This is a genomic window from Pseudoalteromonas sp. C8, from assembly GCF_011378685.1.
GTDB lineage: Bacteria > Pseudomonadota > Gammaproteobacteria > Enterobacterales > Alteromonadaceae > Pseudoalteromonas > Pseudoalteromonas arctica.
This window is the reverse complement of record NZ_WTKT01000001.1, coordinates 198,832-217,009: the sequence shown is the minus strand read 5'-3', so window position 1 is coordinate 217,009 and position 18,178 is coordinate 198,832. Positions and strand designations below refer to the sequence as shown.

Here is an 18,178-nt window from a genome sequence, read left to right as displayed (position 1 = left end):
CATAAAAGCAGGCTTTAGTTTTTAGGGAAAATTAAAATTTAGCGCGAATACCAAAGCTGTAACGGCGATCCGCTTCAGTGTACTTCCAAGCACCACCTAGTTCAGATAGGTAGATTGAAGGCTCACCCGTTAAGTTGGTCGCATTACCTACTAAGGTCACGTTTTCGTTAATATCCCAGCTTGCAGAGAAATCTAACTGGCCTCTGTCGTCACGGTAGTTATTACCGTAAACAGTGCCTTCTGCTGAAATGCTGCCGTCTGAGTTAATATTTTCTACGCGTTTCTCGTTTTCTGTATCTAAGAAACTGTCACGGTAGTTATAAGCGATACGAGTAGAGAACCCTTCGTATTCCCAAAATACTTGTAAGTTGTACGTATTTTTAGAAATATCTAATAATGGGTTGCCGTTTGGTTGTTCGCTGTCTGCATACGTGTAGTTTGCATTAACACCTAAGCCAGAAAATGCACCAGGTAAGCTTGTGAAGAACTGTTGGTAACCAACTTCAAAACCTTGTACTGAGCCGTTTTCACCGTTTACATTTTTAACTGTATCAATACCCGTTAGTCCTGCGTCACGCAAGCCTGCAACATGGTTAAAGCCATCTATATCTACAGGGTAGTCAGTCGCATCTGAGTAAACTAGGTTGTCTTGAGATACACCTGCAACGTCAAGCTGACATACTTGGTTCCACTGAGTTACGTTTTGACCTGTTGAAGTGCTTGATGCAGCTACACAGCTACTTTCGTTACTTAAGAAAGACTCAACATCTTTATAAAATACTGCGAAAGATAGTACGTTACCTTCATCAAAGTAATGCTCTACAGATAAGTCGTATTGCGTTGCACGGTATGGTTCTAAATCAATAGAGCCTTGCGTTGCACCTGTAATGTCGTTATTAACGTCAAATGCAGGGCTTAGCTCGCTAAAGTCAGCGCGGCGCATAACTTTTGCAGCAGCAAAGCGGAATAATGTTTCGTCTGAGTAGTTATACGTAACGTTTAAGCTTGGTAAAAAGTCGCTGTAGTCATTGTCGCCAGTTACTTTTTCGCCATTAAGAAATACGCTTGATTCTAAATCTGTAGTCACATAACGACCACCCACAATCGCAGTGATGTTATCAAAGTCTAAGTACGCTGATATGTACACAGCAGCTGTATCTTCAACTACGTTACGGTATGCGCTTTCTTGGAACTCTTGGTTATCTGAAAGACTACCTGTTGACGCTAGGTTAGTACCTGCAAGTAACTGCTGAAGTTGAGCGTAAGTATTTGCAGGGTTAGATAAACCGTTGTAGCTTAAAAACGTTAGTAGGTCATTTTGTCCTGAATGACCTAATTGGTCAAAAGAGTTGTCGTGGCTAACTGTTGTGAAGCTATTTGAAAAAGCAGCGTTGTAGTCATCAACCCATAAAGTAGCTAATGAACCATCTGAGTCGTTAAATGCATTTTTGTAAATGTCTTTAATTTCTACTTTGTATTGCTCATATTCGTAATCGCGGTTAGTAACACGTACACCTGCTTTTACTTTAGACACCCAGCTTAAGCTGCTTAGAGGTTCAAACATTTCAACATCAAAACGAATAGCTGTTTCGTCATTGTCTGTTCTTCTATCTTCACTTTTAAACGTACGAAGTGCTAAGTTTTGTGGGTCAGTAAATGCATTAGGATCTGAATGAATGATGCTTGGTAATTTATTACCGTCTTGAGAAAATGCACCATCATATAAATGATTTGTTAGCTGAGTTCCGCCACTTGCTTCAAATGTTGATTTTTCGATTGGGCGAAGTGTAAATTCAGAATCAGGTCTTACGCTTTCTGATGATGCTACTGCAATTTCACCAGAGATTTTTATACTGTCAGTAAGGTTCCACTCTGCACCAAGTGCATTTGAAAACGAGTCAGTTTCACGAAAGTCACTGTATGTTTTAGGGATACCAAATTCGTTTGTTAGCGTGTAATTATTTACGCCGTTAGCATCTTGAGTTGTATTTGCATCTGTTGATAACGAACCCGCAACACCTAATATAGAGTTACCACTTTGCTCACCAGAGCGTTTAGTGCCACTTAAATCTAGATACACCATGCCATTACCAGATTGCGGTGCCCACTGAAGTGATAAATTTACAGCAGTACGTTTACGTTGTTCTACATATTGTTCAACACTGTGCTCGTCTCGTACGATAGCGTTGCCACTTGGTGTATTACCTTCTTGGCCATTAATATCAATGTCTTGAGGTTTAACACGGCTAGACGTTTCATCTTGACGAATTTCACGATCTTGATACGAAAACATAGCAATGGCACCAAAGGTACCCATTTCGTCAAAGTCCCAGTTGTTACCAAGTGAACCACTAAAAATAGGTGCTACTTTTTCTGTTTTATCTGCATATTCACCATCTAATGAAACTGCGCCAGTTAGTTTATCTAGCTCTAATGGGCGAACTGTTTTTAAGCTAACTGTTCCGCCTAATGCACCTTCAATCATATCGGCAGTAGGAGACTTAACGACTTCTACTGTTTTTAAGAAGCTTGATGGGTAATCTTGTAAGCTAATACCGTCACGAGAGTCACCAATAGTAGAGCGACCGTTTAATTCAACACGGTTTTGAGGTAAGCCACGAATCGAAACACTGTCACCCACACCAAAATCGGTATTAATAGATACACCGGTAATACGTTGCAGTGCTTCTGCAATATTATTATCAGGTAACTTACCAATGTCTTCAGCAACAATCGCATCTACAATACGTCCGTCAGTACGCTTAAGCATAGCGGCGGCTTTCATACTACCTAGCATGCCTTTTACTTCAATAATTTCAATATCTGCAGCTGCCGTTTCTGAAGCTGCCGGAGCCTCTTGCGCTGCAATAGTAGAAGAAGCCATTAATAAAAGGGCTGCTGCACTGATAGTTGTAGAGCTACTTCTTTTATGTTTATTAATTAATGTTGAAGTAATTTGATTGAGTTTCATGTATCTCTCCCGTTTGGGTACGACTTACGTCATTGTGTGTGTTGTTACTTGGTTTGGTTAACCAATTTAACTGCTGTTTCCCTGTAGCGTGTCATACAGGTGGTATGGTTGAAATTAGTCCAATTCAGCTTTTATTACAACCTTTGTTTACCAAAAATTCACAAGGTGTATTACAAAGCGTTCTTTTATTTTGCTTATATTTAATAAATTTAATGGCTTATGATGTGTTTTTATTTTTTATATTTTGAATGAATTTTATTGAAGTATGTTTACCAAAGACGTTTTTTTATATTATTTGTACTATTAAATACACTATTTAGTGCTGTTTTTAAATTTTATGCCGTACTTTTATACGTATTTAGTTTGTTTTTTAAGTGATGTTAAAATAATGAGATGTTCATTAAAGGTTGGGTATGGCTTATAAATTTGCGAAATAGTAAGGAGTATAAAATCATTAAATTTTATTTTGGTTATTTGTTTTGGTAATACCAATTTTCTATTGTTTTTATATGAATTTTGTATTAGAGCTTACTGATACATATCTATATATGATTATAAATAGAGTGATTTTTACGCAAAAAAAAGCCCAGCATATTAATGCTGGGCTTTCTTAGATTAAATATATTAGCTTTTTAACTCGCCTGTAGATGATTCTAAATGGGCTCTAATAAACCACTGAAATTGCTCTAGGTCAGCTAGTTGGCTGGTGATCATATCTTCAGACACCGGATCTAATTCAGAAAGAGTCTCAATTGCTTTACGGTGATCGCCATTAACGCCGTTGTATACTTTATCAAGTGCGGCTAAATGCTCGGTTACTAACCCTTTACCTACTGAGTATTCGTTCCATGTACGACGATCTACAATTGATTTAGGCGTACCAACGGGCACTCCACCAAGAGTCGCAATTCGCTCTGCAATTGTATCTGTCATTTCGCGCACAATGTCTACTTGTGGGTCTATCATTTCGTGTACGCCAATAAAGTTAGGTCCCACTACGTTCCAGTGAATATGCTTTAAAGTAAGCTGTAAATCTATCAATGCAACCATGCGGTTATCTAGCGTAGCTATTGTTTTTTGAGCTGATTCGTCACTCATACCTGGCGCGGTAAATTTAGTTGTTTTGTTTGATTCGTTATTGTTACTCATAATTTCTCCTACATTAAGTAATGTGTTGCTCATATAATATGTTGCGTTATGAGCATGACTTAAACTTAATGAAGCAACTGTTATGCCGTAAGTTGATTGTTTTTAAAAGTGATTTAAAAACATTAGGTTATGTTTTTATTTAAGATTTTAGAGGCTGGAGAGGTGATTGAATTTTTGAAAAGCCTGCATACATTTGTAAAATCTGCAGACTTTAATTTAATAACGCTTAAGTGTATTTAAACTTTGGCTATATATTCGTGCGCTTTTAAAACATCGAGCGGCACTATTTCTAATGATTTTTTATTTGTGGCTTCAAGTACCACTGGTGGCGCAACGTTTGCTGAAATAGCATGAAGCCATCTTACTGCACACAAGCACCATTTATCACCGGCTTTTAAACCTTCAAAATCGTAAAGAGGGTTTGGGCTTATTAAGTCGTTACCTTGTGATTTTGAAAATTGTAAAAACTCGTCAGTCATAATTGCACACACACTGTGATTGCCAAGATCTGATTCTGGTACATAACAAAATCCTTCACGTGTGTAGCCACCATTACCGCAACATAGTTTTAAACGTGTGCCAAGTACATTAAATTGATTCGCCATGAAATACCTTAGTTTGTGGTGTTTAATAAATTTACTCTATCAGGAGTAACTCGCTTGAGATAGCTATAAAACGTAAAAGAGGGAAGGGGGGATTACACAAACTTAAGCCCGCAGCAAAATTGCGGGCTTAGTATTATTTATTTATTTAATACGCAGTGCCATACAATCGCTATGGCCGTTTATGATCATGCTTTTATCAACACGTACGCCACCACCAGAGTATTTTCCGGCGGCTGTAAAACTACATATTTGTACAAAGTAGTCATCTACTTTAGGCAGTGCAAATAGTTGTTGGTATATTTGGTCTTGCTCGGCAAAGTGCCCCATTGTTTTTTCTATAACTTGCTGCTGTTCATCAACAAGTTGAATATTAGCACCACAACGTCCTACTATTGGTTTAACTACATAACCGGTTTGTAATAACTCGTCGTTAAGCTCAAACGCGGTATTAAGTAAATATTTATGATTAGGGAATAAACTCCACAGTATTGGTAAAATAGCCTTGTTACTTGGGATCAATGTCCACAGCGGTTCAAATACCATCACGTTTTTACGCAGCAGTACATCGACTAAGCGTGGCGTTTCACCAATTTTGAATTGTGGTTCAAAGTTATCACCTAATGATTGGTCGGCTTCACATTCTTCACGAATTTGATCAAGTGCGGTTTCCCACGACCAGGTTTTCCACACATAGCTCAGCTGTGAGCCGTCTTCATCTACTATGTTGCCTGATTCATTCCAGCGAAGTGTGCTTAAGCCAATTACTAACTTACACTCAAAGCCCGCGGCTTCAATGGCTTCTTTCATAAATAATGCGTGGTAATGCTCTTCTGGTTCATCATCTTGCAGAATATGAACAAGACCTTTTACTTCACTTTTACGCCATGCTTTTACGAGATCTTTAAATAAATTTTGGCCTGCATCTACACCTGTTTTAACACCAAAGTGTTTTGCCCATTTACCCTGAACTTTGCCGCTTTCCATGTAACACGATGCCGAATCGCAATTGTATTCGTAAACTTTTAAACCTGCTGCTGTTAAAGCAAAGTCAAATCGACTGGTAATTAATTGGTTTAAGCGGTTATCCCACGATTGGCGAATTTTATTAAGCACAACATCGGGTAAATTAAACTTTTTTAATAACTCAGGGTGCTGCAGTACATAGTCGGTTGCATGCATAAATAAGCCATGCAGCTCATTTGTTGCATGCTCAATGCTTTGCTGCGCCGTTTGAGATATCGCAAAGTAATTATGTTGATCCTCAGCTACTGATGTAAGTTTATGGCCTTGCATCATTTCTACGTAGGCAGCTTCATCGTCATTCGCAATATTTAACCATGACTTGTTTGCTTGGCCTGTATCTACTGCTTTATGGGCTTCTATAATAAATAAATCAGTATTTAGCTCAGACGTTGGCTCAGCATATTCTGTTTCATCAGTTTGTGTCATCCAGCCTAAAATAGTGGCGTCGCTGTAAGAGCACTCAATCCAATAGTCGCCATCTTTAGTTACTTTTGCTTTTAGTTCACGGCACCAGCTTTGATCTTTTGGCCATATTTGATGTCCTACATTTTGCTCAGCAAGGCGTATTTTATCTTCGTGCACTTCAACAACGACAGCAACATGGCCTGTTTCTTCAAACTCGCCGCCTTCCTCCCAAATAAGTAAACTACCTACTTGAGGGTGATGTTTAGCACCATTTTTAAACGCGTTTAGTGGCAATCTGTTTTGGCTATTTACATCGCGCACTGAACGCAGCTCAAAAATATCGTAAGCCATAGCAATATCATCAAAAATATAGCTATGGTTGAGATACATCCATCGACGTGCAAATTCAACGCATTGCCATTTATAGCCCATGTAAATGCCATCAAGGTAACTACGATAGGCGCTACGATTAGGATAAATGCTTTCGTCAGCCGTATCATAATCAGATGAATACACAGCAACATTACCAGGTGCATAACCTAATAAGGTACCAAAATCACTAGCAGGAGCAGAAGATTTCATAAACAAAGATGTTCAAAATAAAGGTGTGATAATTTGCTGACTATATGAGCGAAACTGCGTTATAGCAAGATATAAAATATGTTTTTACGAAGGGGGATAAGTAAAAAATTACTCATTCATTAAAGAGTGAAAATACGGGAGAGTACTTTTACTAATAGTGTTAGGTTTGGTGCTTTTTGATTTGTAACTGGTTGAAAATTATTAATATTTTTTGAAGTGATTGTTGTTGTTTAAATCTCAACTAAAAAATGGAGAAACTATAGGTAACTTCTCCACTTTTATTATTCATATTTAGTGATTTTTATAATATGTAAAGCAGGTTAACGCGCCGCTAAATCATTTCAGCATCTATATGGCGTATTAGGTTTGATACCCAATTAACATATTGGCGGTGAATTTTTTTGCCGTTGTAGTTTAAGTTAATAGAGTCTTTATAGTTGATTGAGTATTCCGTTTTGTCATACGCAATATCGACAGTTAATTGGTGTGTTCGAATATCCAGTACACCTTTTATTTTACCTTCACTCATAGGCGTACACTTCCAACCAAGCTGAATACATGCCTTTAGAATACCTTTTTCTACGTCAGCTTCACTGTTGGTAATTGTTGATGTTTGTGGAATAGGGTTTTGTTCAAAGTCTCTTATTGCAACAGATGTTGAACAACCAGCAAGTACAGTAAGTGCTGCCGCTGTAAGTAAAATTGAGTACTTTTTCATAATAATCCTTTGTTTTAATTTCATCCAATTGTGTTGTCTCGCCAATATATGCGCGCTTAGGTGAGATTATCGGTAAATTTATAGATGAGTGCCAGCAATAATTAGAAAATTAAAAGAGTTAACTGAGATTTATATTGGGCATTAACTTTATTTATGAACTAGTTAAAGTTTAATTATTTAAGCTATAAACCAAGGGGTAAAGCAAAATTATGTGTTGAAAGATTTACGTGAGCGATGACATGTTTTAAGGGAACGCTCTTTCTTTATGTTTTAAATTACTCCTATAGTCGTACTTTAGTTAATTTTTTGTTAAACTATTGCGCTTAGTATGGATTGAAGTCAGTTAAAAGTTTTTAAAACAGGAAAAACAATGGAAGACATAATAAACAACATTGATATTAATCAATATTTACCCGCTGCAATTACGTGGGCAACCAACATATTACTGGCGATTGCAATTTTACTTGCGGGCTTATGGCTGGCAGGCAAAGTACGCAATTTAATTATTGGCTTGTGTCATAAATACACTCATCTTGATGACACGCTTTTTCGCTTTTTAGGCAGCATGGCTCGCTACATCATATTAGCGTTCGTTATTATTGCTGTGTTAAATCGCTTTGGTGTACAAACAGCCTCTATTATTGCTTTGCTAGGTGCTGCGGGGCTTGCTATAGGCTTGGCGTTACAAGGTGCAATGTCGAACCTTGCAGCGGGCGTTATGTTGCTTGTTTTCAGACCTTATAAAGTGAATGACTTTATTGAGGCAGCAGGGCGTTTTGGTAAAGTAACAGAAGTAGATATGTTTACTACTATTTTACAAACGTTCGATAACCAACAGGTTATTATTCCAAATAGTCAAATTTGGGGCGCGCAAATTATAAACCATTCACATCATCCAATTCGTGGTGTGGATATGCATTTTGGTGTTGCTTACGGTGAAGATACAACGGCTGTACGTAAAGTTATAGATGCCGTACTTGCAGCGCACCCACACATACTAAAAGATCCAGCTCCTTTTGTTGAAGTAGAAACTCTTAACAACAGCTCAGTAGACTTTTTAGTAAGACCTTTTTGTAAGGGCGAGCATTACTTCGATATTCTTTACACGGTGCCAGAGTTAATTAAAAAAGCACTTGATGAAAACAACATTGAAATACCTTTCCCACATCGTAAAGTTATTTTAGTTAACGAGAATAAAGATTAATTAAATTTAAAAATGCATAAACCTAAGAGCACTTTTAAGTGCTCTTTTTTTGTGTGAAAAAGTTACATACCTGTGTAACCTTTTCTTTTATAAACCACTTCAAATACTACATTGTTATCTGTACAGCCCTTTTTTACTAGGTTGGATAGCTGGTCTTTATTTTGCATTTGCATAGTCGCTTTTAGCTTTTAAGCTCATAAAAACTATTGACCCATTAAATCAAACTGTATGAAGGACTAAACATGGCTGAATCATTTAAATACGCAGGTAATAAAGGGCATGGCGGTGAATTGCATCAAAAAGCGTCGGATGAACACCCTACCATGACCACCGCGCAGGGCTGCCCTGTAAGTGACGATCAAAATTCATTACGTGCTGGAAAGCGTGGCCCAGGATTATTAGAAGATCACATAATGCGCGAGAAGATCTTTCACTTTGATCACGAGCGCATTCCTGAGCGTGTAGTGCACGCTAGAGGCTATGGTGCACACGGATATTTTGAAACTTACGACACGCTTGAAGATTTAACCTGTGCAGATATTTTTCAGCGAAAAGGTGAAAAAACCCCAGTATTTACTCGTTTCTCTACGGTTGCAGGTAATAAAGGGTCTCCAGATTTAGCACGTGATGTACGTGGTTTTGCGGTGAAATTTTATACCCAAGAAGGAAACTGGGATTTAGTGGGTAACAATATACCGGTATTCTTTATTCAAGATGCGATGAAGTTTCCAGACTTAGTTCATTCAGCTAAAGCCGAGCCAGATCGTGGTTTCCCCCAAGCGCAAACAGCACATGATAACTTTTGGGACTTTGTGAGCTTATCGCCTGAGTCAATGCACATGGTTATGTGGGCAATGTCTGATAGAGCTATTCCGCGTTCATTGCGATTTATGGAAGGTTTTGGCGTTCATACCTTTAAATTCATTAATGCCAAAGGTGAAGAGAAATTCGTTAAATTTCATTGGAAACCAAAAGGCGGCTTGCAATCTGTAGTATGGAACGAAGCACTTAAGCTAAACGGCGCGGACCCTGATTTTCATCGCAGAGACATGTGGGAATCTATTGGCAACGGCGACTACCCAGAGTGGGAGTTAGGTGTGCAGGTGTTTGATCAGCAATTTGCTGATGAATTTGAATTTGATGTATTCGATGCCACTAAGCTTATACCTGAAGAGCAAGTACCAGTGCAAATTGTTGGCCGTATGGTGCTTGACCGTGTTGTAGACAACTTTTTTGCAGAAACAGAGCAAGTAGCATTTTGTACACAAAATATTGTACCAGGACTCGATTTCACTCCCGACCCATTACTACAAGGGCGTAATTTTTCATACCTTGATACTCAAACAAAACGCCTCGGTGGACCTAACTTTACGCAAATTCCGGTAAATGCGCCTAAGTGCCCAATGAGGCATTTTCAGCAAGATGGGCACATGGCAATGCATAATCCAAAAGGGCGTGTTAATTACGAACCAAACTCATGGAGCGGCGACGAAAACAACCCGCGCGAATGCCCAGTACACGGCTTTAAAAGCTCAAGCGAGCCTGAGGTAAGCGGCGGTGATAAACTGCGTTATCGCTCAGAAACATTCAGCGATCATTACAGTCAAGCTCGTCAGTTTTATTTAAGCCAAACAGAGGTAGAGCAGGCGCATATTCAATCTGCGTACGTGTTCGAGCTTTCTAAAGTTGAGCATTTACCAATACGAGAACGTTTGGTATCGCACTTGTTAAATATTGACGAAACCCTCGCAAATAAAGTTGCCGAAGGACTTGGCTTGCAAGAAATGCCAGACCCAGCTGAAGCTGCTATGCCAACACGTAAAGACTTACCTGTATCTGATGCGTTAAGTATTTTGAAAAATGCGCCCAACACCTTCAAAGGCCGTAAATTAGGTATTTTAGTAAGTGATGGCTTTAATGCAGACATTTTTGAATCGGTTACCAATGCACTTAAAAGTGAAGGCGCAAACTTTGAAATTATTGCCCCACAAGTTGGCGGTGCCAAATGCAGTAAAGGTAAGCACTTTAAAGCTGATCAGGTTATTAATGGTGGTCCATCGGTTTTATATGATGCGGTACTTTTACTCACCACTGAAGAGGGAGCCGAAAAACTAGCTGCTATTGCAGAAGCTAAAGACTTTGTAAGTGATGCGTATGCACATATGAAATACATAGGTTTTACAAGTAAGGCTAAGCCATTATTTAAAGCCGCAGGGCTCGATGACAAAGCTGATGATGGCTGGATTGATTTAGCTACCGTATCGGGCGAGGCATTTATAGAGTCATTACGTAATTTACGTTTTTGGCAGCGCTAAGTATTTATTAGAGCTATTATTTAATTTATATATTGTTTTAAGGTCAGTCAATCTGACCTTTATTTAAAAACTTTAGTGCCTATTACAGACAGCATTTAAATCAGTTTTAATAACATGGATTCAACAGCGAGGTGATCACTATGTCAGTTTCGGCAATACCAAAAGGGTTTCATTCAGTTACACCTTATTTAATTATGAATGACGCACAAAAAGCGATAGATTTTTATTGTGATGCATTTAGTGCTGAACACGTAATGCAAATGCCTTTACCTGATGGTGGAATAGCCCATGCAGAAATAATAATTGGTGATTCGCATATTATGCTTTCAGATATTGGTTCTGAAGAACATTTAAAAAGCCCAAAAGAACTAGGTGGTACAGCGCTAAGCCTTATGCTTTATGTTGAAGATGTTGATACCGTATTTAAAAAAGCAATTGAGCTTGGTGCAACACTAATAAGACCCGTACATGATCAGTTTTATGGTGATAGGACCGGCACGATACAAGACCCATTTGGTCATATATGGATCATTGGTACACACAAAGAAGATGTTAGTGACGAAGAGTTAAATAATCGAATAGGAGATATAACAAATCAAGAGCAAGACGCATAACTAGCGTGCTTATTAGATTTTGTCCCTTCCTAAGATATGTTGATGGCTTTAATGGGAGGCCTGTGGCTTTTGCTTCAGCTCATCTAGGTTTTGCCTTGTTATCGAAACCGTTTTCTTACCTCAAAATAGCTCACTTAATTAAGCGAATTGGTACAAATTACTAGTTAAATTTTAGGCATAAAAAAACCTCAGCCAATAATTAGCTGAGGTTCAAAAAGTGGTACCAGCGGCCGGACTCGAACCGGCACTCCTTTCGGAAGGGGATTTTGAATCCCCCATGTCTACCAATTTCATCACGCTGGCATAATTTTTCTTTAATCTTTTAAGCATAAAAAGATAAAGAAAAACCACTTAAAATAAAAAGGATACTTATATACCTCTTATTCTGTATCCGCATTATACAAACAAAAGAGGGGGCGGCAAGCCTTTTCTTTTATTTGCATAAACAACTGGTTGATAATTAATCGTTTATAGCAAGGATACTCCACAGGTAAATTTTTTAAGTCTTTTTGGGCTGATATATAAAGCGAATATTTTGGGTTATGAGTGCTATTAAATTTGTTATGCGATTGAATAAATAAGCAATTGAACTATTGGTAATAGTTAATCGTACTACAATAAATATTCCTGCTTTATCCCGATGTTGCGATCAATTCAGGTATTATTTGTATAACAAGGTTTTTAAGACATTATATATGACTCAATTAAGTGCCAAACAGAACATTCAATCGATTGTGAAAGCAATTAAGGCAGAGGAAGCATCACTTCGTCAAAAGCACCCGTTACTTGCACATCAAAATACCTTAGGGTTAATTATTTTATTGCTATCGCTTAGCGCATTAATTGGTGTTGGTGTTTTATATTATTTAGCCATCATACCTGCTTGGGTATGCATAGTACTTGCGGCTATTGCTGCATCTATTTCCCATGAGTTAGAACACGACCTTATACATAAACAATATTTTAGTAATCAGCCGTTCATGCATAATTTTATGATGCTAACAGTATGGTTAATGCGGCCAAATACTATTAGCCCATGGTACCGACGTAAAATGCATTTACACCATCACAAAACCTCAGGCACACAACAAGACCTAGAAGAACGCTTGGTGGGTAACGGTATTAAAAATCCATTTTTACGTGCGCTAGTTATTGTAGATGGGTTATTAGGGTTAGTTATTTCTACTAAACGTTTTAGAAAAGAAATTAATGGCTTTAGTTTTTCGAGTGTTTTTAATGCGGGGTTTCCGATAGCGACTGCGTATTTTGCTGTTTTATACAGCGTTATTTTATTTCATATTGTTGATTTATTTATACCACTTTCGCTAAATTCACCTAGCTGGATACTAAGCATAATGAACGTGTTCGAATTTTTAATGGTTGTGCTCATTGTGCCTAATATTATTCGCTCAAGCTCGCTTAATTTTGTTACCTCAAGCATGCATTACTATGGCGGCGTTAATAACATGCTTGAGCAAACTCATGTACTAACGAGCCGTTTATTTATGCCGTTTCACTTGTTTTGTTTTAACTTTGGTAAAACGCATACTATCCACCATTTTGTGCCAAATCAGCCGTTTTATTTACGTCAAATGCTAAGTGAAAAAATACTTAAAGTAATGGCGCAACACAACGTGCGCTTTAACGATTTTGACAGCATAAAAAATGCTAACGCATTTAAATAATTACCCCCAACATAAGGGGAGGTTCTACATTGCTATTCTTATTTTATAGTTTGAATAGCAATTATGTACCAAACCTATTACTCGTTAACTTCTTCTATCCACCACCGCGCTTATTAAAACTCACTTTACGTGCGTTGGTTGACTATTCAATGCCATTTTTAAATCAATAAAAACAAAAATGGTAGGCTTAATTAGCGCTAAATCTTCAAACTAAAAATAGATAAAACCAGTGAAAAGTGAAGTGGCCCCCCATAGTTGGGCATCTAGCTTAAATGGGATTGATTATTGTAGAGCCTTCAGTAATAGTGGTTATAGAGCGAACTAATTATGTTCTCAATAATACATAAGGGCTCGTGCTCATCAATATTATAAAACCAATAAATATAATAAGGACAAACAGGATGAAAAAATCACTAATTTCAATAGCGCTAGGCTTTGCTGCCCTTAGTGCGCTCAATGCCAATGCAAACATTGATCAGCAAGTTAAAAAGATAGAGCAACAGGTTATTGATTGGCGACGTGATTTTCATCAAAACCCTGAGCTTGGAAATCGCGAAACCCGCACAGCAGGTATCGTAGCTAAGCACTTAAAGTCGCTGGGTATGGAGGTACAAACGGGGATTGCTTATACAGGCGTTGTGGGGTTATTAAAAGGCGCAAAGCCTGGTCCAACAGTAATGCTACGTGCAGATATGGACGCGCTGCCAGTTACTGAAAAAGCCGATGTTGATTTTAAATCAACTAAAACCACTAATTACCGTGGTGTAGATGTAGGCATAATGCATGCTTGTGGGCACGACACGCACGTGGCCATGCTAATGGGCGCTGCACAAGTGCTTGCAAACATGAAAGATGAGCTACACGGTAATATTATGTTTGTATTTCAGCCTGCAGAAGAAGGCGCACCAGAGGGGGAAGAGGGTGGCGCTGAGCTAATGCTTAAAGAAGGCATATTTAAACAATACAAACCAGAAGCTGCTTTTGGGTTACATATAACATCTAGTTTGCACAGCGGTAAAATTGGTTATAGAAGTGGCCCTGCAATGGCCAGTGCAGACCGATTTGAAATAACTGTACATGGCAAGCAGGCACACGGCTCTGCACCGTGGACTGGAGTTGACCCTATTGCTGCTGCCGCGCAAATAGTAACTGGCGTTAATCATATTGTTAGTCGCCAAATTAACATTACCAAAGAGCCTGCTATTGTCTCGTTTGGAAAAATAGCGGGAGGCGTACGCAATAATATTATTCCTGAAGAAGTAGAAATGGTGGGTACAATTCGTAATTTTGATATGGATAATCGTGCACAAATATTTGAAAAAATAAAAACCACAGCCACGCACATTGCTAAATCGTCAGGTGCTACTGCAGAGGTACACATTCACGAAGGTTATCCGGTAACGATTAATAACCCAGAGCTAACCGCGCAAATGTTACCTAGTCTTAAAAAAGCAGCAGGTAATGGAAACGTAGTTGAAATGGGAAAAATAACCGGCGCAGAAGACTTTTCGTTTTACGCATTAGAAGTGCCAAGTGTATTTGTGTTTTTAGGCGGCACACCAAGTGAGCAAGATTTAAATACAGTGGCTAGTAATCACTCACCTTATTTTTATGCCGACGAATCGTCGTTTAAAGTAGGCACTAAGGCGCTTAGCCTGTTAGCTGTTGATTATTTAAACGCACATTAATACCAACTCGCAATAATACATAATCAATTTGAGGGATTAAACCGCACGTTAACTTCGTTAAAAATATCTCATATAGAACAACTAAATAACGAAATTTTTGCCTTGTTATCGACACGGTTTTCTTACCTCAAAATAGACAACTTAATTAAGCGAATTGGTATAAAAATAGCTTAAACACACCACGTTACGCTATTAGCTTAACGTGGTATTGCTGTTTTATTTAAAACATCGGATCATGTTTGTAGCACTTGCTCAACTTTTAAAAAATCACTCTAAAGAATTAAACATCTAGCCGAGCATACAAATGAACCGGTGAGCAATTTTTTATATTTTAAAAATAATGAATCGATACTGCCGGTCTTATATCTCGATTCAATCTTCATAAGCATTAAGGATTTAAATAATGGAAATTACTGGAAGCTGTTACTGTGGTGAAATTAAATACCAAGCAAAGTCTCAAAATAACAATGCACTTGTTTGCCATTGTAGCGATTGCCAACGTATGTCGAGCGGCCCATTTAGAGCCGTTATAATTGCAGAGCCAAATTCGGTAGTATTTACCCAAGGTGAGCCAAAAGAGTTTGTTAAAACAGCGCAAAGCGGTAACAAGCGTGCGCAAGGTTTTTGTGGCACATGTGGAACAACACTTTATGCAACTAACGAAGCTAAAGCTGACCGTGTATATGGCTTGCGTATTGGTGCGGTTGATCAGCGTGAACAGTTTACGCCAACAGCACAAATTTGGTCTAAATCAACATTGAGCTGGTTGAGCGGCTTACATGAAGTACCTGCGTTTGATACAACCCCACAAAATTAGTAATACTGATAAAAAATCACTTTTTTAGTAAGCGGTTTGAAATTTATTTTACCAAATGACTGTCTACTTATAAGTCAGTCATTTGGAGAATAACATGTGTAGTTCACCTAAAAGCAGCCGAGCAGTTAAAAAAACAGCCATTAGTTTTAATGATGAGCTTACTCAAGAGCAGCGCTTACGTTTTGCTGCAAAAGCTAATTTAGCACAAGAGCGCCGTGAACAGCGCGAAGCAACTAATAAACGCTATGAGCAAAAACACACGAGCAACAAAACTTCGTCTGGTTTATTTTCGTGGTTACAGCAGCTAGTTAGCTGATTTAGCTAAAGTGGTGTTTTTACCACTGCCCAAACCACATAATGCACACAGTACTCCGGCAATAGCGCACAGCCATAATGGCGCACTCCAACTTCCCGTAGTCGTGTGTAATGCACCAGCGAGCATAGGACCAATCGCCGCGAGTAAATACCCTACACTTTGCGACATACCTGAAAGCGACGCTGCTTGTTGCGAATCATCGGTTCGTAAACTAATAAACGACAGCCCCAATATAAAACACGCTCCAGAGCAAAAGCCCAGCATTAGGGTCCAAACAAAAGCAAAGCTAGGCATGTAAAGCAGCCCCAAAGCACTGAGTGCACTCAACATGGCTAAAATAAAGCTAAGCGCGCTTTGATCTTTTAATTTGGCAAGTAACGGAATTAATATTAAACCCGGTAATGCAGTCGCTATTTGAAAAGCACCATGATAAGCACCTGCTTGCGTGGCACTTTGGCCTGTTTCGATTAATATGCTAGGTAACCACGTAATAATTATATAATTTAAAAACGAGTTTAAGCCCAGCAGTAGGGTAATTTGCCATGCTAGTAAATAGCGCCATACACTTTTTGACGTGTCAGCGTGTTGAGCAATACTCGCGGGTTTTGTGTGCTTACTTAATTGTGACATCCATACAATAATACTCGCCAGAGTAATAAGAGCTGATGAGCCCAGCGCAAGTTGCCATCCTAATCCGTTTAACTGACTAAGCGGAAATACCAAAGTGGAAAACCCACCCGATACCACGCCCATAGTAAGCACGTAGGCTGAGGTCATTAACGCAACCTTTGCAGGAAAGTCGCGCTTAATTAAACTTGGTAATAATACGTTTGCGATGGCAATACCTACACCAATAATAGCGGTGCCTACAAAAAGCATGGCTGAGGTATTTATTACCCGCGCTGCAACCCCTGCAAGTATAAATAACAAAGCCACAAACAAGGTGCGCTCTAGCCCCTGCTTTTTAGCAAGAGTTGCGGCCATTGGCGATACAACCGCAAAGGCAATGAGTGGCAATGTTGTTAAAAACCCAGCTTGCGATGCGCTAAGCCCAAAGTGATTAATAATTTGTTCAAGCACAGGTGCAATACCTGTAAATGTGGCGCGTAAATTTGCGGCAATAAGTAATATGCCAAGCACAAGTAATATGCCAGCAAAGCGTGATTTAGGTGTGTTATTTAACAAAAGGGAAGACCATTAAAGCTAATACTTAATGGGCGCTAGTATAAAGGCTTAGCAAAAACTATAATTTAGAGATAATGACATTAAATAACTAAAAACAGACAAAACTATGTTTGATGCAATTGGCTGGGACGACATTAAAAATTTTGAAACTATGGCGCAGCCCATAATAGCCAAAATAGAGCACGCGCATGCAAGTCACGAAATACCATTGCACACTCATCCAAAAGGGCAATTAATTTTAGCGCTACATGGTTATGTAACGTGTGAAGTGTCGGCCAAAATGTGGATGGTGCCTACGCACAGTGCAATTTGGATCCCAGCACAAAAGGTGCATAGTAATAGGGCGTCTGATAACGCGCAGCTTTGTCATTTATTTATTGATAGCAGTAAAAATGGTATGCCGTTAAATACCTGTACGTTAGCTATTACGCCGCTGGTTAAAGAGCTAATGTGTGAGTTGGCTGGGCATAATCAGCACTATACTTTAAATAGTAAAACAGCACGTTTAGCGCAGGTGTTATTTGATCAACTTATTGAAATGCCCGTACAACCACTGGATTTTGTATTATCTAAAAATGAGGTAATTCAAACCATGAGCGATCAGCTTATAAATATGCCAAATAACCGAAAAACACTACCACAATGGGCTAAGCAGTTTGCATTAACTGAGCGCACATTAGCGCGGTTAATAAAAAAAGAAACCGGTATGACATTTGGAAAATGGCGTACGCAATTGCATATAATTACAGCCTTAAAAGCGCTTTCTGATAAGCAAAGTGTGCAGCAGGTGTCGGAGTTATTAGGGTATGAATCGGTTAGTGCGTTTATTACTATGTTTAAAAAGGTGATGAAAAAGTCGCCCATGAAATACATGAGCGACTTAAATCAGTTAAATTAGGTT

Annotated in this window: 14 protein-coding genes and 1 tRNA gene; 8 read left to right on the top strand and 7 right to left on the bottom strand. The window is 38.6% G+C overall.

Annotated features, from left to right (window positions below; all coding sequences use genetic code 11):
• Nucleotides 1-31: 31 nt before the first annotated feature.
• The 5 genes from GQR39_RS00955 to GQR39_RS00935 all read right to left on the bottom strand — a co-directional run bounded on the left by GQR39_RS00955 (nt 32) and on the right by GQR39_RS00935 (nt 7,453).
• On the bottom strand, nt 32-2,971 hold the full coding sequence (locus GQR39_RS00955; protein WP_165734599.1) for a TonB-dependent receptor: 2,940 nt from the start codon (nt 2,969-2,971) through the stop codon (nt 32-34).
• Between the two features lie 624 nt (nt 2,972-3,595).
• On the bottom strand, nt 3,596-4,120 hold the full coding sequence (gene dps, locus GQR39_RS00950) for a DNA starvation/stationary phase protection protein Dps (RefSeq protein WP_010553097.1): 525 nt from the start codon (nt 4,118-4,120) through the stop codon (nt 3,596-3,598).
• Between the two features lie 236 nt (nt 4,121-4,356).
• Nucleotides 4,357-4,725, bottom strand: coding sequence for a DUF2237 domain-containing protein (locus GQR39_RS00945; RefSeq protein ID WP_007581464.1), 369 nt, complete (start codon nt 4,723-4,725; stop codon nt 4,357-4,359).
• Nucleotides 4,726-4,866: 141 nt separating this feature from the next.
• Entirely contained in the window at nt 4,867-6,735 is a 1,869-nt protein-coding gene (gss, locus tag GQR39_RS00940) for a bifunctional glutathionylspermidine amidase/synthase (protein WP_165734598.1), read from the bottom strand.
• Between the two features lie 331 nt (nt 6,736-7,066).
• Nucleotides 7,067-7,453, bottom strand: coding sequence for a hypothetical protein (locus GQR39_RS00935; RefSeq protein WP_165734597.1), 387 nt, complete (start codon nt 7,451-7,453; stop codon nt 7,067-7,069).
• 370 nt (nt 7,454-7,823) lie between these two features.
• On the opposite strand from GQR39_RS00935, the gene GQR39_RS00930 reads away from it, so the two are divergent.
• From GQR39_RS00930 to GQR39_RS00920, 3 genes are all read left to right on the top strand, one after another.
• Nucleotides 7,824-8,657: a mechanosensitive ion channel domain-containing protein gene (locus GQR39_RS00930; RefSeq protein ID WP_165721105.1), complete on the top strand. Its 834-nt coding sequence runs from the start codon at nt 7,824-7,826 to the stop codon at nt 8,655-8,657.
• Nucleotides 8,658-8,899: 242 nt separating this feature from the next.
• The gene (locus GQR39_RS00925; protein ID WP_165734596.1) at nt 8,900-10,972 is read left to right on the top strand and encodes a catalase; all 2,073 of its coding nucleotides are present in this window, start codon (nt 8,900-8,902) and stop codon (nt 10,970-10,972) included.
• Nucleotides 10,973-11,112: 140 nt separating this feature from the next.
• Nucleotides 11,113-11,586, top strand: a complete 474-nt coding sequence (locus GQR39_RS00920) for a VOC family protein (protein WP_121953951.1) — start codon at nt 11,113-11,115, stop codon at nt 11,584-11,586.
• 218 nt (nt 11,587-11,804) lie between these two features.
• Here GQR39_RS00920 and GQR39_RS00915 read toward each other — a convergent pair.
• Nucleotides 11,805-11,889 (bottom strand) — tRNA-Leu (locus GQR39_RS00915).
• A gap of 392 nt (nt 11,890-12,281) precedes the next feature.
• On the opposite strand from GQR39_RS00915, the gene GQR39_RS00910 reads away from it, so the two are divergent.
• The 4 genes from GQR39_RS00910 to GQR39_RS00895 all read left to right on the top strand — a co-directional run bounded on the left by GQR39_RS00910 (nt 12,282) and on the right by GQR39_RS00895 (nt 16,092).
• A complete protein-coding gene (locus tag GQR39_RS00910; RefSeq protein WP_165734595.1) occupies nt 12,282-13,271 on the top strand; it encodes a fatty acid desaturase in 990 nt (329 codons plus the stop codon).
• Nucleotides 13,272-13,672: 401 nt separating this feature from the next.
• Entirely contained in the window at nt 13,673-14,959 is a 1,287-nt protein-coding gene (locus GQR39_RS00905; RefSeq protein ID WP_165734594.1) for an amidohydrolase, read from the top strand.
• A gap of 403 nt (nt 14,960-15,362) precedes the next feature.
• Complete coding sequence (locus GQR39_RS00900) at nt 15,363-15,776, top strand: GFA family protein (RefSeq protein ID WP_165734593.1); 414 nt, start codon at nt 15,363-15,365, stop codon at nt 15,774-15,776.
• Nucleotides 15,777-15,870: 94 nt separating this feature from the next.
• Nucleotides 15,871-16,092, top strand: a complete 222-nt coding sequence (locus GQR39_RS00895) for a hypothetical protein (protein ID WP_007581505.1) — start codon at nt 15,871-15,873, stop codon at nt 16,090-16,092.
• On the opposite strand, the gene GQR39_RS00890 is transcribed toward GQR39_RS00895, so the two are convergent.
• Nucleotides 16,081-17,277 carry an MFS transporter gene (locus GQR39_RS00890; protein WP_165734592.1) on the bottom strand — a complete coding sequence of 399 codons (1,197 nt, stop codon included), beginning with the start codon at nt 17,275-17,277 and terminating at the stop codon, nt 16,081-16,083. The two genes, GQR39_RS00895 and GQR39_RS00890, sit on opposite strands and share 12 nt — an antisense overlap.
• A 106-nt stretch (nt 17,278-17,383) precedes the next feature.
• On the opposite strand from GQR39_RS00890, the gene GQR39_RS00885 reads away from it, so the two are divergent.
• The gene (locus tag GQR39_RS00885) at nt 17,384-18,175 is read left to right on the top strand and encodes a helix-turn-helix transcriptional regulator (RefSeq protein ID WP_007581507.1); all 792 of its coding nucleotides are present in this window, start codon (nt 17,384-17,386) and stop codon (nt 18,173-18,175) included.
• The last annotated feature ends 3 nt before the right edge of the window (nt 18,176-18,178 follow it).

Bases quoted from the DNA above. Each gene is read 5' to 3' on its own strand.
- GQR39_RS00955 (WP_165734599.1), bottom strand. From the start codon at position 2,971: ATGAAACTCAATCAAATTACTTCAACATTAATTAATAAACATAAAAGA.
- dps (WP_010553097.1), bottom strand. From the start codon at position 4,120: ATGAGTAACAATAACGAATCAAACAAAACAACTAAATTTACCGCGCCA.
- GQR39_RS00945 (WP_007581464.1), bottom strand. From the start codon at position 4,725: ATGGCGAATCAATTTAATGTACTTGGCACACGTTTAAAACTATGTTGC.
- gss (WP_165734598.1), bottom strand. From the start codon at position 6,735: ATGAAATCTTCTGCTCCTGCTAGTGATTTTGGTACCTTATTAGGTTAT.
- GQR39_RS00935 (WP_165734597.1), bottom strand. From the start codon at position 7,453: ATGAAAAAGTACTCAATTTTACTTACAGCGGCAGCACTTACTGTACTT.
- GQR39_RS00930 (WP_165721105.1), top strand. From the start codon at position 7,824: ATGGAAGACATAATAAACAACATTGATATTAATCAATATTTACCCGCT.
- GQR39_RS00925 (WP_165734596.1), top strand. From the start codon at position 8,900: ATGGCTGAATCATTTAAATACGCAGGTAATAAAGGGCATGGCGGTGAA.
- GQR39_RS00920 (WP_121953951.1), top strand. From the start codon at position 11,113: ATGTCAGTTTCGGCAATACCAAAAGGGTTTCATTCAGTTACACCTTAT.
- GQR39_RS00910 (WP_165734595.1), top strand. From the start codon at position 12,282: ATGACTCAATTAAGTGCCAAACAGAACATTCAATCGATTGTGAAAGCA.
- GQR39_RS00905 (WP_165734594.1), top strand. From the start codon at position 13,673: ATGAAAAAATCACTAATTTCAATAGCGCTAGGCTTTGCTGCCCTTAGT.
- GQR39_RS00900 (WP_165734593.1), top strand. From the start codon at position 15,363: ATGGAAATTACTGGAAGCTGTTACTGTGGTGAAATTAAATACCAAGCA.
- GQR39_RS00895 (WP_007581505.1), top strand. From the start codon at position 15,871: ATGTGTAGTTCACCTAAAAGCAGCCGAGCAGTTAAAAAAACAGCCATT.
- GQR39_RS00885 (WP_007581507.1), top strand. From the start codon at position 17,384: ATGTTTGATGCAATTGGCTGGGACGACATTAAAAATTTTGAAACTATG.